This is a genomic window from Pseudoduganella ginsengisoli (assembly GCF_009720865.1).
Classification (GTDB): Bacteria; Pseudomonadota; Gammaproteobacteria; order Burkholderiales; family Burkholderiaceae_D; genus Rugamonas; species Rugamonas ginsengisoli.
In genome coordinates this window covers 1-13,244 of the sequence record NZ_WNLA01000004.1, presented here as the reverse complement: position 1 = coordinate 13,244, position 13,244 = coordinate 1, and the positions used below count along the sequence as shown (strand labels likewise).

The window sequence follows — 13,244 nt, the reverse complement described above, 5'->3', positions numbered from 1 at the left end:
ACCGGCGAGTGCCCAATGTTGCCAGTTGCCATAGTTGCGCGACTTGCGTCAGCGCAATTAATTTCCAGGAGCATGCAATTCAACGTGGCCAAAATCCATCATGGCCCACCGTCCGCCCCACTTCAGCCCTACGGCTTCCGCTGTTTCCCCATACAGCCGGTAGCCGCGCATGGCCCACGGGTCGCGTTCGGAAATCACCAGCTTGCCGTCGCGGACAAAGGCGCAATCGGCGGCCTGGCCGAACTGGTGATAGCTCTGGTACGCGCGGGCGCTTGTCACGTGCGGGCCGGCTGCCGCCAGCAGGTCCTGGCGCTGCGGCGAACGGTAGCCTTCCAGCAGCGCCATGTCATAGCCATATTGTTCGCGCATGATGCGAAACACCAGCAGCAGGCGCTGGCTGAAGCCATCGTTCAATAACGCCCAGTCACGGCTGGCGCCGGCCAGCATGGGCCGCACCAGCGTAACTTCCGCCGTCGTGAATGCCAACGGCGGCAACGGCTGCGGCGGCGCCAGGTGCTCGCCTTCCAGCAGTTGCGCCACCTGCACGTTGACGGGGCGGTAGGCAAGTTCGCCGGCGCCGCTGCTGTCGCGCGAGCCGGACGCCAGCAAGGCAGCCAGCGGCAACGCGCCCAGCAGCACAACAGCCGCCAGCACCAGCGCCGCGCGGCGCGTATGCAGCCGCGCACCGGCGGCGCGCATCGCATGCGACAGCATGTCGCGCGCCACGGGGAAAGCCAGCAAGGCGCCGGCCATGCCGGCGGTCAGGAACAGCAGCAGCGAATACATCACCATGGCGCACCTCCTCGCCGCATCGTATGCGCGGCAACGGCAGTGCACCCCGGTGCAGATCAAGCGCCGTGCAGGCGTGCGATAAATGCCGACATGGCCGCCAGCGTGGCTTCGGGATTTTCCAGGTGCGGCGTGTGGCCGCAATCGGGCAGCATGTGCGGCAGCGCGCGCGGCGCACGGGCGGCGATGGATTCAAGCTGCGCGGCCGTCCCGTACTGGTCGCCCTCGCCCTGCAATGCCAGTACCGGGCACGCAATGGAAGCCAGCACGCCTTCGATATTCCACTGCGCGAAGCTGGGCGTCAGCCACGTATCGGCCCACGCATGAAAAATCGTGCTGGTTTTATCGCCGTGATAGCGCTCCAGCCCCCGCAGCTTGCCCGCGTCCCATGCCTGCAATGCCGTGCGGATGCCGTCCAGCGTCACGTCTTCGACAAACACGTGCGCCGCTTCCGTGATGATGCCCAGCAGGCCGGCGGGCTGCGTGGCGCCGTGCAGCAGCGCGATGCTGCCGCCATCCGAATGGCCAATGACGATATACGGACGCCCTTGCAGCAACGGGTCCAGCACGGCAGGCAACTCAACCAGCGTGGTTTCGTGCAGGTACAGCACGCTGCGCGGCTTCACCAGCGGATCGGACAAGCCATAGCCGAGGCGGTCATAGACCAGTCCCGGACACCCCGTCATGGCGCACAGCTGTTGCGGGAAGGCTTTCCACATGGCCGTGCAGCCCAGCCCTTCGTGCAGGAATACCAGCACCGGCCGCTGTTCCGGCCCGGCGATCCATTCATAGTGCAAGCGGCCATAGCCTTGCAATTCCACCATCATGCCAACTCCGCGATATCAATCCCGCTACTTTGCCATATTTGCAGGAATGGCGCGGCGCAGACCGAGCGCGGCATACAGCAGCAATACCGCACCGGCCGCCACCAGCGCCGCCGCAACACCCAGCTGTTCCGCCACCGCGCCCCACGCCGCGCTGCCCACGGTCTGGCCCAGCGCCATCGCCAGCAAGTACACGGACAAGGTGCGCGCCCGCACGGACGAAGGAAACGCCGATTGCGCTGCGCCGTTCAACGTGGAAATCATCGCGGCCCAGGCAATGCCGCCGCACATCACGAGCGGCGCCAGCATCACTGGATGGCGCACCAGCGGCAGCACCACCAGCATGGCGCCAAACAATACCAGCGATCCAGCGAGCAGCACGTGGCGCGCATAACGGACCCGCAATGCGGGCAGCATGAACGGCGCGGCAATCGCACCGGCGCTGAGCAGCGCCATCAGGCTGCCATACATGCCTGCCTGCTGGTGCAGCACGTCGCGCACATACAGCGGCAGCAGCGCCATGAACGCTACCGCGCCAAACAGCGCGCACGCCGTGTGCCGCAGCAAGAGCCGGTACGCCTGCGTCCCCCACGCTGCCCGCAGGCCGGCGCGGAACGCATCCATACTGACTGCAGCGCCGGCGCGCGGCGCGTCCGGGCTGCGCTGCCACGCGTAATACACGGCCAGAAGTCCCGTCATCGACAGCGCCGTGAAGGCAAACAGCGGCGCGGCCCCGCACCAGGCAAACAGCGCGCCGCCCAGCGCAGGCCCCGCAGTAGCGGCAGCGTTGTAGCTGAGGTTATTCAGCGTGGCCGCCGCTTCCACTTCATCGGCGTCCACCAGCAGCGACGTCACGGCGTGCCACGCGGGCCACATGAACGCTTGCGCCGTCCCCATCATGAATACCAGCGCCAGCACGGCCCATGCGGGTGCGTGGCCGCTGCCCGCCAGTATCGCCATCAAGGCTGCCGCCAGCGCCCGCGCGGCATTGACGGCAAACAGCAGCCGCGCACGGGGCACCGCATCCGCCACCACGCCCGCCAGCAGGCCAAACAGCAGCGTCGGCGCGCTGGCCGCCGCCTGCACCAGCGCTGCCATATGGGACGACGCATCGCCAGACGCCACCAGCCATGCTGCCGCAAAGGTTTGCGTCCACGTGCCGAGGTTCGACACCAAGTTGGCAATCCACAGCTGGCGGAAGCGGCGGTGCCGCAGTGGCTGCAGCATGGGGATTTTACGGGCGGCTTCAGACGTTGCAACGGGGTTGAGCTTGTGCATAGAATACTCTCCAAACGGTATGCCGCCAGTCTGGCGATCCCGCCTGGCAGGGTCAATCTTGATCCGCCGAATCAATATAAATAAAAGTATGAGTAAAACCACCACTGCGACCATCACGGCGCGCGAAGCGGCAGCCATTCTTGGCGTCAGTCCTGCCACGCTGTATTCCTATGTGAGCCGGGGCTTGCTGGCGTCCAGCAGCGGCAGCGGTGTGCGGGCGAAACGCTATGCGCACGATGACGTGCTGCGCCTGGCCGCGCGGCGCGGCGATGGCAAGCGCGCCGGGCACGCGGTGTCGGCCGCCATGAACTGGGGCGTGCCGGTGCTGGAAACGCGGATTGCCCAAATCGCTGATGGGCGCCTGTATTACCGGGGGCACGACGCCTGCGCGCTGGCAGAGCAGGCCACGCTGGAACAGGCTGCAGCGCTGCTGTGGCAGGCGGACCAGGGCAACGCCAGCCGGGGCAACTGCGATGCGCCGCTTGCGCATGCAGCGGCCTTGCCATTGGCGCCCCTGCCGCGCGCCATGGCGCTGCTGCCGCTGGTGGATGCGCACGCCAGTCCCATCGCGCTGCTGCGCGTGACGGCCGCCATGCTGCTGGGGACCCGCGCCAGCGATGCGCCGCTGCACCGGCAGGCAGCCGATGCGTGGGGCGCCGGTATGGCGGCTGATGTGCTGCGCAGCGCCATGGTGGTGCTGGCGGACCACGAATTGAATAATTCGGCTTTTACCGTGCGCTGCGCAGCGTCCAGCGGCGCGGCACTGCCGCTGGTGCTGTGCGCCGGACTGGCCGCGCTGTCCGGACCAGAACACGGCGGCCACTATGCGCTGGCCAAGGCGGCCTTGCTGCGTGAAGCAGCGGCGCCGGGTACTGTGCAAATAGAACCCATGACGGCGGGCTTCGGCCACCCGCTGTATGCGGACGGCGATATCCGCGCCACGTATTTGCTGGACAAGCTGCACGCCTACGATAGCAAGGCGTGCGCGCCTTTCAGGGCGCTGGCGGCGCGGGCTGGCGCCATACCGCAGGCGCAGCCGAATTCTGATTTCGCATTGGCGGCCTTGGAACTGGTACTGCGGTTGCCGGACGGCGCCGCGCTGGCGCTATTGGCGATGGCGCGCACGGCAGGCTGGATTGCCCATGCGCTGGAGCAGCGCGCCGACGGCCGGCTGATCCGGCCCCGCGCGCGCTATGTAGGAGCGTTCAATACGGCAGGCGCAGATTAAGCCTGCTTGCGTTTCTTGCTGGCGCGCGCTTGCGCCGCCTGCAGCTCATCGAACAGCGCTTCGAATTCCTGCGACAGCTTGTGGCGCGCATCCATATGGATCATCGGCAGGCGGCGTTCGTGCGATTCGCGCACCTTGACGGAACTCGACAGTTTGCTGTTCAACACCGGCAGCCCTTCACCCAGCAATTCTTCAACCATGCGCTGCGGCAGGTTGGCTCGCGGCTGGAACTGGTTGACGATGATGCCTTCGATCTCCAATGCCGGGTTATGGTCCGCCTTGATTTCGCCCACGTTGTTCATCAAGGTGTACAGCGCCTGGCGCGAAAAGTCATCGCAGTCAAACGGAATCAGGCACGTGTCGGCAGCGATCAGCGCCGATTGCGTGAAGAAGTTATATGCAGGCGGCGTATCGATGAAGATTTCTTCGTATTCCTGTTCCAGTTCATTCAGCGCATCGCGCAGCTTGTAAATCTTGTGGCGTGATTCCAGCTTCGATTGCAATTCGCCGATTTCAGGATGCGAAGGAATCAGCGACAGGTTTTCGAAACCCGTTTCGTGCACGTGGTTTTGTGCAGTCAGCTTGAATATCATGAAATTGAGCGTCTGCTCGAAGTAGCCGGCGATGGTCGGGTCGATATCCTTGGCCGCATCTCCCAGCAGGTAGCGGCTGGAATTGCACTGCGGGTCCAGGTCGATCAGCAGCGTTTTTTTGCCGCGGTTGGCCGCAATGGCCGCCAGATTGACCGCGATGGTGGATTTGCCGACGCCACCCTTCTGGTTGAAAATCACACGTTTCATGAAGCCCTGCCCGTTGGTAAATGTTGGTCCAGCGGGGGATTTTAGCAGAGTGGCAACTCGAATCTGTAGCCTACGCCATACACTGACTGCAGGCAATCGGCCGCCACCGGCTTGGCCGCCAGCTTGCGGCGGATGTTTTTCACGTGCGAATCCACGGTGCGGTCGCTGATGTCGCGCTGGTCTTCATGGGCGACATCGAGCAATTGCTGGCGCGAATACACGCGGTCCGGGTGGCCGATCAACTCGGCCAGGATGCGGAATTCCACCGGCGTCAGCGACAGCGCCGTGCCGGACAGCAGGATGCGCATACGCTCGCGGTCCACGGAAAATAAAGGTGTTACGGCTTGCTGCGCCAGCGCTCCGGATGCGCGGCGCAATTGCGCACGCACCCGCGCCACCACTTCACGGGGGCTGAATGGCTTGCATACGTAATCGTCGGCGCCCGCATCCAGGCCCAGTAAGCGGTCCACTTCATCGACGCGGGCGGTCAGCATGATGATGGGCGCCTGCGAAAAACCGCGCACGGCGCGGCACACTTCCAGCCCGTCCAGGCCCGGCAAGTTCAAATCCAGCAGCACCACGTCCGCTCCGTGTTCGCGCAGCGCCGCCACGGCTTGCGCGCCATCCAGGATGCGGCTGGTGCGGTAGCCGGCAGCTTCCATGTAATCGCCCAGCAGGGCCGAGATTTTTGCGTCGTCTTCAACGATGACGATATGTGCGGCAGCTTCCATGCAATTCCTTATTGATTCGATGCACCCGTAATAACAGGCAGCGTAATGCGGATCCGCACGCCGCCATGCTCGGACGGCAGCGCGGCAATGGCGCCGCCATGCGCTTCCACCATCGCCTTGCAAATCGCCAGCCCCAGTCCACTGCCGCCCCGCTCGCGCGTGCGGGCCTGGTCCACGCGGTACAGCCGCTCGAACAGCCGCGCATGGGCGCCGGCCGGCACACCGGGCGCGCTGTCATCCACGGTGATTTCGGCCTGCAGCTGCCGTCCATCATGACGCACGCGCAGCGCCAGCACAATCACGCCGCCACGGTCCGTATAGCGGATACTGTTTTCCAGCAGGTTAACCACGACCTGTTCCAGCCGCCGCGCATCGCCATTGACTGTCACTGGCTGCGGCGGCAATTCCCAGCGCAGCGCCAGCCCGGCCGCAGCCGCGCGCGGACGGCAGCGCTCCAGCAGCGGCGACAGCACGGACTGCAATTCCACTTCATGCATGTCAAAATGCAGGTCGCCCGTATCGGCCAGCGCCAGCTGGTGCAGATCATCCACCAGCTTGGCCAGGCGCAGCACTTCGCTGTGCAGTGATTCCAGCGCCTGCTGGTCCGCTTTGCGCACGCCATCGATCAGCGCTTCGATTTCGCCGCGGATCACCGTCAGCGGCGTGCGCAATTCATGCGATACGTCCGCCAGCATTTGCCGCCGCTGCGTTTCATTGCGTTCCAGTTCCTGCGCCATCGCATTGACGTGCAGCGCCAGTTCGCCCAGCTCGTCGCGGCTCAACACCGGCGCGCGCGCCGCCAGTTCACCACGCGCCAGCCGCGCCGTCACGCCGTGCAGCGCCGTCACGGGGCGCAGCATATGGCGCGCCAGCCCCACAGCCAACCCCATCGCCACCAGCAGCAGCACGCCGGACAGCAGCAGGATGTCGCGTGTCTGCGTGCGCAGGAAATTGGCCGCCGTGGCGCTCTGGCCGCTGGCCTGGCGCAACAGCAGCAATTGTACGGTGCCAACCTTGCGGCCGTCGACCATGATGGGACGCTCGATACCGGCCGGCGGATTGCGCGGTCCCATCACGGATTCGCCATATTCATCTTTGACGGTGAGCCGCGCGGCAAACGCCATCGGGTCTTGCAGCTCGCGGGGACGGGGCGGCCGGGGCGCTTCGTCCCGGCGTGGCGGAGGAGGACGGCCATTATCGCCGCGCCGTGGCGGACCGTACGCGCTACGACCTTCATCGCGCGGAGGCCCCCGCCCTTCGGGATCGTCAGGCGGCCCATCACGCGGCCCTTGCCGGTCCGGCGGTCCGTAGACGCCGCGCCCTTCCCGTTCGCGGCGGCGTTCGCCCGGCGCATCCGGCTCCATTTGCAACTGGGGCGCCATCTGGTCCAGCACTTCCTTCATGGCGCGCGGCCGGTGCCGCAGCCATTCGAAGCCGCCTTCGCGCCGGTAGCGCTCTGCCAGCAGCTGGCTGACCTGGTCCAGGTCTTGCGCCTGCATGTCATTCAGGTAGGCGATGAAGCCCCGCTGCAGGTTGGCGTTGGTCAGCCATGCCATCGTGCCGATGCAAAGGATCACAATGACGGCCACCGCCAGCGCAATTTTGCGCGCAATGGTCAGGCGGACGACAGGTGGCGGGAGAGGGCTCATGCCGCCATCATACCTGCCGAATGTGCAGCAATTGTGCAGGCGCACGCTATTTTTCCTGCACAGGTTTTCTCCATTTTTGCTCCATATTCCGGGTTCACGATGTTTCCCGTGAGCACTTAACAAGGAGACATCATGCGACCTACCCAACGATTCGGCGCCCGCCTGCTGCCTGCCGCCCTGCCGCTGGCCCTGCTGCTGGCCGGCTGTGGCGGAACCTCCGGCCAAGGCGGCGCGGCGGCTGCCCGGCAAGGCGGCGCACCGGCAGCACTGGCCGACGCCAGCGCATCGGCCAGCGCCGAAGCGGACATCGCACAGGCACCGGCCGAACCCGGTTCGATTGCCGATACCACGTCCGCCGCCACGGCGCGCCGCACGGTCCAGGGCGCCCTCGTGCCGACGTCGCCACAACCCAATGCCGACGGCACGGCGCTGACGTCGTCCGCGGCAGGCGCCATCGATAACAGCAACGCCTTCTTCACCCCCATGGGCAATGGCCGCAGCTGCGCCAGCTGCCACGCAGAAAACAGTGGCTGGAGCGTGACGCCGAACCGCCTGCAGCAGCGCTTCGCCGCCAGTTCGGGCGCCGATCCCGTATTCCGCACGGTCGATGGCGCCAACAACCCGAACGCCCCGGTCGGCACGCTCGACCAGAAGCGCGTCGCGTACAGCATGCTGCTGACCAAAGGCTTGATCCGCGTGGGCATGGCCGTTCCCGCCAATGCGGAATTCTCGCTGGTGCGCGCGGACGACCCCTATGGCTACGCCAGCGCCAAGGAACTGTCGCTGTTCCGCCGTCCCCTGCCTTCGACAAATTTGAAATTCGTCAGCACGGTCATGTGGGATGCGCGTGAAAACCGCACGGTGGCTGCCGGCACGGCGGGCGCCAGCTGTATCCTCAATGCGAATCCCGCGCTGTGCTACGCCAGCGTGGACAGCAGCTTGCTGACGCAGGCCAGCGACGCCGTGCGCGGCCACGCGGAAGCAACGCGTGAACTGACGGCGGCCGAGCAGCGCGCCATCGTCAACTTCGAATCCGGCCTCGTGACGGCGCAGCTGACCAGCGGCGCTGCCGGCAGCCTGACGGAAGGCGGCGCCACCGGCGGCCCAGCGGCGCTGGCGGCCCAGCCTTTCTATTTCGGCATCAATGACCTGGAAGCCGGCGACTACCGCACCCGCGCCGCGTTCAACCGCAACGTCATGGCGATGTTTGGCGCATGGCGCAACCTCGATGCGCCAGCGCGTCCTGCGCCGGGGCAGCGCCCGCCGGCGCAGCCTGCGCAAGCGTCCGCGCAAGACGTGGCGCGCGCGTCGATCGCGCGCGGCGAACAGCTGTTCAACAACCGCCCGTTCACGATCAACCGCGTTGCCGGCTTCACGGACCAGTTGCGCGTGCCGAACCGCGTCACGTGTTCCAGCTGCCACAGCGCACCGAATGCAGGCAGCCATTCGACGCCGTTGCTGGTCGATATCGGCGTGGCAGACGCCCGCGTGCGCACGCCGGACATGCCGCTGTACACGCTGCGCAACAACGCCACCGGCGAGACCGTCGACACCACGGATCCGGGCCTGGCCATGCAGACGGGCCGCTGGCGCGACATCGGCCGCATGAAGGTGCCAACCTTGCGCGGACTGGCAGCGCGCCCGCCATACTTCCACAATGGCGCGCAAAACGATCTGGCCGGCGTCGTGCGCTTCTATGACCGGCGCTTCCAGATTGGATTCACGCCGCAGGAAGTGGCGGATTTGAGCGCGTTCCTGCGGGCGCTGTAATTCAGCGCAGCGTGAACTCCGCCTTGCAAGCGCCTTCCTTGGCGGCAGTCAGGAACAGACGCTCCGCCGGCACGCCATGCCTGATCAGCCAGTCCTTGGCGGCCTGTGCGCGCTTGTGCGCCAGCGCCGTCAAGTCGTCATCATCGATCTCGATGGCGGCCAGCATGGCTTGCTCCATTTCCGCCGGCGGCACGGCCTTTTGCATGCCAAGCGCATTGCGCGGTTTTTGCAGCGGTTCGGCCGCGTAGGCGCGCGCCAGCAATGCCGGACGCTCTTCTGCCGTCACCGTGACGCCGCCTTCGGCCGGCATCTTGTTCTTTGCCTGCAATTCGCGCTGCTTGACGGTGCGCAGCTTGCGTTCCAGCGCCAGCTGGCGCAGCGCTCCCATATCGACTGTGGGGTCATAGCGGCCGCCGATATCGAGCTTCAGGCCCGGACGCTCGTTGAGCGCTTTCGCCAGCGGCGCCAGTTTCTCTTCCCGCTCCGCCGCCACATTCGCGTGGCCCGCGTCGAATGCCAGCGCCGCCATCTCTTCTCCATTGCCGCCAAACAGTGACGCGATGAACGTGAATGGCGCCGTCACCGTCTTCATGACGGCGTTGCCGATCACTTTCATGATGATCCCGCCCATTGAAAATTGCGGGTCGTCCAGCGAACCGCCGATCGGCACGTTGATGTCGATGACGCCATTGCGGTCCGACAGCAGCGCCACCGCCAGCCGCACGGGCAATTTGGTGGCTTCCGGGTTCGTGCTTTCATTGCCGAACGTGAGCTGGTCGAGGATCAGGCGGTTTTCCGCCGTCAGCTTGCGCTCGTCCAGCTTGTACGCCACTTCGAACGACAGCTTGCCTTTCTCGATGCCATAGCCGACATATTTGTCCGCATACGCCGACAGCGCCGCCAGTTCCATGCCGCGCACGTCCGCCTTCAAATCCAGGAACAAATCCTTGCGCAGCGGGTGCACCTTGCCGGCAATCGACAGCGGCGCGCTGTTGACGCTGCCCTTCAAGTCGACGTTGGCCGGCTGTGCGGGATCGGAATTGAGTCCCGACACGGCGCCGCCCAGGTCTTTCAGGTTGGCCGTGTAATTGGGCTTGATGAAGTTGTCGGTAAAGCGCACGCGCCCGCCGGACAACTGCAGCTGGCCAATGCGGACCGGGGGCATTGGCGCCGTAGCCTGCGCCACAACCTGCCTGCCACCTTTGCCATCGCGCTGCGCGGACGCCTTCGCATCCTGTGCGCGGTTCTTCGCATCCGTCAGGCTGCGGTCTTCATTGGCCGCCGTGCGCATCACGTCTTGCACGTTGATGCGGCCATTCGGGTCGATAATCACGCGGGCAAAGAAATCCGACAGCGCCACCTTGTCGATATTCATCGCGAACGGCGCCAGTTGCACGTCCATGCCGCCAAACGCCAGCGATTTCCAACTGAGGAAATCCGCATCGTTCAGGCGGTCGACAGTACTGAGGCGGTCCACGCTGGCATCGCCCTTGTACCCGCCCTTCATCACGCCGCCGTCATCGGCCAGTTTCACGCGCCCTTGGGCGGAGACTGCCGCTTGCGCCACGCGCAAGTTCACATGTTCGGCAATCAGGGTTTGCAGCGGCTGCAAATCCAGGTTTTTCAAGTCCAGCGCCAGGTCCGCATCGAGCGGCGCCGACGCCAGGCTGCCCGAGATGCCCAGTTTGCCGCTGCGGTTGATCGTGGTTTGCAGGTCGATATCACTGCGCGAGGCCGGCGCATTCGACCAATCCTTGACCGTCAATTGCAGCGGCGACAGCGCCAGCTTCAACGGCTGCCCACGGCTGGCATCATCCACGTCGATGCTCCAGCCCCGCACATCCATTTTCCCCACTTGCACGTGGTATGGCTTGCCGTCGTCCTTCACCGGCGCCGCCACCGGCGCTTGCCCGGTCCGCGCGCCTTGCGCATACGCCACCGCCGCACTGGCCGATACCGCTTCCGCCACTGTCACGGTGCGCTTGCCCGTATCGACGGCAAGATCGCGCACGTCGAGGTCAAAGCGCTGTACGCCGGCTTTCAATGCACTGTATGGCGCGGCATCGGCATAACGCAGCGCCGCGTTGCGGATCTCGATCGCTTTCACCGCCACCATCGTGGAGGTTGCAGTTTTTTTCGAAGCCGCAGCAGCGGGAGCCGCAGCAGGCGGCGGCAGCAGGCGGTTCACATTCAGCTGCCCTGCCGCATCGCGCAACAGCGACGCATCGAGCCCATCGAGGCCGATTTTTGCAATCGCGTATTTGCCGGCCACCAGGTCCAGCTTGTCCAGCTGCGCCGACAGGCGGGCAAACTTCAGTACCGGCGCACCATCGCCGCCCCGCACCTCCACGTTCGACAGCGCCGCTTCGCCGCCCAGCGCCAGCGACGAATTGCCAGCCTTGGGCTGGACAAAGTTCATTGTCAGGCGCGCGTCGAGGCGGGCCGACGGCAGTTTGAACGCCGGCTGGAATGGCAGGTAGCCCAGCAATTGCGGCAAGTCCAGCTTGTCCAGCCTGAATTCCATCGCATATTCGCGCTGTTCCGCATAGGGTTTCGCCTTGCCCTGGATATGCAGCGGCGCGCCATCAATGGTGGCGGACAGCAGCGGCTGCACATACACATTGACGTCGGCCGGCATCGATGAAATGAAGGGCAAGCCCAGTTGCAAGCCTTCCACCATGTGCCGCGCGCGGGCCGGCTTGTCTTCAAATGCAATGCGGCCGTTGGCCAGCTCGATGTTATTGACCGAAAACAGCGCCGGATCCTTCGATGGCGGCTGCGCGGCCATCCACTGCAAGATGTCGTCGATGCTGTATTTGCCATTGTCGCCCCGCACCAGGTGCACGTAGGGCGCTTGCAGCCGCACCTTTTCCACGACAGGCGCCAGGTTGCGCAGGGATTGCCACGACACATCCGCATCGAATGCATCGAACGAGACAAAGACGGCCGAGCCGTCCGGTTCCATCAGCTTCACGCCGCGCAGCGACGCCGTAAGCTTGAACGGATTAAACGCAACCTGGTCTATGGTCAGCTTGCGCTTGAATTGTTGCTGCGCCATCTTTTCCGCCTGCGAGGCGACAATGGCGGGGACAGCGAAAAAACCCAGTCCGGCATAGGCCGTGACGAGGGCGGCGGCGCTACCTGCAACAATGGCAAGAGTGCGCAGTTTGTTGGACTTCATGTTGTTCTTCTTGTGTTGGTTGATGGCAATACACTACCATTGTACAGGGCTGGCGCCGCTGCTCCGGCCCCCCTTACCTCCCGTAACCGTTTTTGGAGCCCGAGCCGATGGAATGCACGCCACGCGTCTTGTTTACCCTGCTGGCGGCGCTGTCCGCCGCGCCAGCCGCTTCCACGTGGGCTGCGGGCTTCCCGATCACCACGTCTGGCGACGGGCAGTGGGTCTTCCGCACGGACGCCCGCAACCAGCTGCACCGCAGCGCGGCAGGCGGCGCCACGACCGATGCCACGGCCGCGCTGCCGGTCCAGGCGCAGGCGCTGTCGGCCAGCGCAGACGGCAGCCTGGTGGCGTATACAAGCCGCTATGCGCCGGGCTGTATCGGCCTCGCCACATTTGGTGATGGCCGCAATCATGCAGCATCGGGCAAGACTTCGTGGCTGCGGCTCGATGGCGCGGCCGGCGGACCGGCGTGCGTGTCGCCAGCGGGCCCGGTTGCCGCCGCCATGCCGATGGCGTTGTCGGGCGACGGCAAGCGCATTGCCGTGGGCGGCGCCCAGGTGCGCGTGCTGGAGATGCCGGCCATGCGCAATGCGCTGACCATCCCCACCGGCGGCGACCCCGTGCTGGAATTGCGCTTCGTCGACGATGGCCGCAAATTGCTGGTGGCGCAACGCGCCGCCAGCGGCGAATTGCGCTTTGCCGTGTGGGACATCGGCCGCCGCGAATTGTTCAGCTACCAGCGCGCCAGTGCACCGGCCGGTCCGGCATCGTCCTACACGTGGCATTTTGCCGAAGCCACGGGCGACTTGTGGCTGGTGCCGCCGGCCGGCGCCGCCACGTCAGTCAACTTGATTCCGCCCAAAGGCAGGAAAGGCCGCCCGGCGGCGCCGCAGGTGGTGACGCCGCTGGCCGTCAACGTCAAGCAATGCGGCCGCCAGCGCGGCGCGGCGCAATTACGGTCCGCCGACGGCGGCCCGTAATTGCGCCGCGCCGC

General features: G+C 65.5%; 10 protein-coding genes. 3 read left to right on the top strand and 7 right to left on the bottom strand.

The window, feature by feature from the left end; genetic code table 11:
* Window positions 1-57 precede the first annotated feature (57 nt).
* The 3 genes from GM668_RS08355 to GM668_RS08345 are packed head-to-tail and all read right to left on the bottom strand — an operon-like array spanning window position 58 to window position 2,891.
* Window positions 58-792 carry a M15 family metallopeptidase gene (locus GM668_RS08355; RefSeq protein WP_155438509.1) on the bottom strand — a complete coding sequence of 245 codons (735 nt, stop codon included), beginning with the start codon at window positions 790-792 and terminating at the stop codon, window positions 58-60.
* A gap of 56 nt (window positions 793-848) precedes the next feature.
* A complete protein-coding gene (locus GM668_RS08350; RefSeq protein WP_155438508.1) occupies window positions 849-1,616 on the bottom strand; it encodes an alpha/beta fold hydrolase in 768 nt (255 codons plus the stop codon).
* A gap of 24 nt (window positions 1,617-1,640) precedes the next feature.
* Window positions 1,641-2,891 (bottom strand): MFS transporter, encoded by a 1,251-nt coding sequence (locus tag GM668_RS08345; protein ID WP_155438507.1) that lies wholly within the window; start codon window positions 2,889-2,891, stop codon window positions 1,641-1,643.
* Window positions 2,892-2,979: 88 nt separating this feature from the next.
* Between GM668_RS08345 and GM668_RS08340 the strand changes: the two genes are divergently transcribed.
* Window positions 2,980-4,119: a citrate synthase family protein gene (locus GM668_RS08340; protein WP_155438506.1), complete on the top strand. Its 1,140-nt coding sequence runs from the start codon at window positions 2,980-2,982 to the stop codon at window positions 4,117-4,119.
* On the opposite strand, the gene GM668_RS08335 is transcribed toward GM668_RS08340, so the two are convergent.
* The 3 genes from GM668_RS08335 to GM668_RS08325 are packed head-to-tail and all read right to left on the bottom strand — an operon-like array spanning window position 4,116 to window position 7,299.
* On the bottom strand, window positions 4,116-4,919 hold the full coding sequence (locus GM668_RS08335) for a ParA family protein (RefSeq protein WP_155438505.1): 804 nt from the start codon (window positions 4,917-4,919) through the stop codon (window positions 4,116-4,118). The genes GM668_RS08340 and GM668_RS08335 overlap by 4 nt on opposite strands.
* Window positions 4,920-4,960: 41 nt before the next feature.
* Window positions 4,961-5,650, bottom strand: a complete 690-nt coding sequence (locus tag GM668_RS08330; protein ID WP_155438504.1) for a response regulator — start codon at window positions 5,648-5,650, stop codon at window positions 4,961-4,963.
* Between the two features lie 8 nt (window positions 5,651-5,658).
* The gene (locus tag GM668_RS08325; RefSeq protein ID WP_229499076.1) at window positions 5,659-7,299 is read right to left on the bottom strand and encodes an ATP-binding protein; all 1,641 of its coding nucleotides are present in this window, start codon (window positions 7,297-7,299) and stop codon (window positions 5,659-5,661) included.
* Window positions 7,300-7,431: 132 nt separating this feature from the next.
* Between GM668_RS08325 and GM668_RS08320 the strand changes: the two genes are divergently transcribed.
* Window positions 7,432-9,069, top strand: coding sequence for a cytochrome C (locus tag GM668_RS08320; RefSeq protein WP_155438503.1), 1,638 nt, complete (start codon window positions 7,432-7,434; stop codon window positions 9,067-9,069).
* 1 nt (window position 9,070) lies between these two features.
* On the opposite strand, the gene GM668_RS08315 is transcribed toward GM668_RS08320, so the two are convergent.
* Window positions 9,071-12,250 (bottom strand): DUF748 domain-containing protein, encoded by a 3,180-nt coding sequence (locus GM668_RS08315; protein WP_155438502.1) that lies wholly within the window; start codon window positions 12,248-12,250, stop codon window positions 9,071-9,073.
* A 107-nt stretch (window positions 12,251-12,357) separates the two neighbouring features.
* On the opposite strand from GM668_RS08315, the gene GM668_RS08310 reads away from it, so the two are divergent.
* Window positions 12,358-13,230 carry a WD40 repeat domain-containing protein gene (locus tag GM668_RS08310; protein WP_155438501.1) on the top strand — a complete coding sequence of 291 codons (873 nt, stop codon included), beginning with the start codon at window positions 12,358-12,360 and terminating at the stop codon, window positions 13,228-13,230.
* Window positions 13,231-13,244 lie beyond the last annotated feature (14 nt).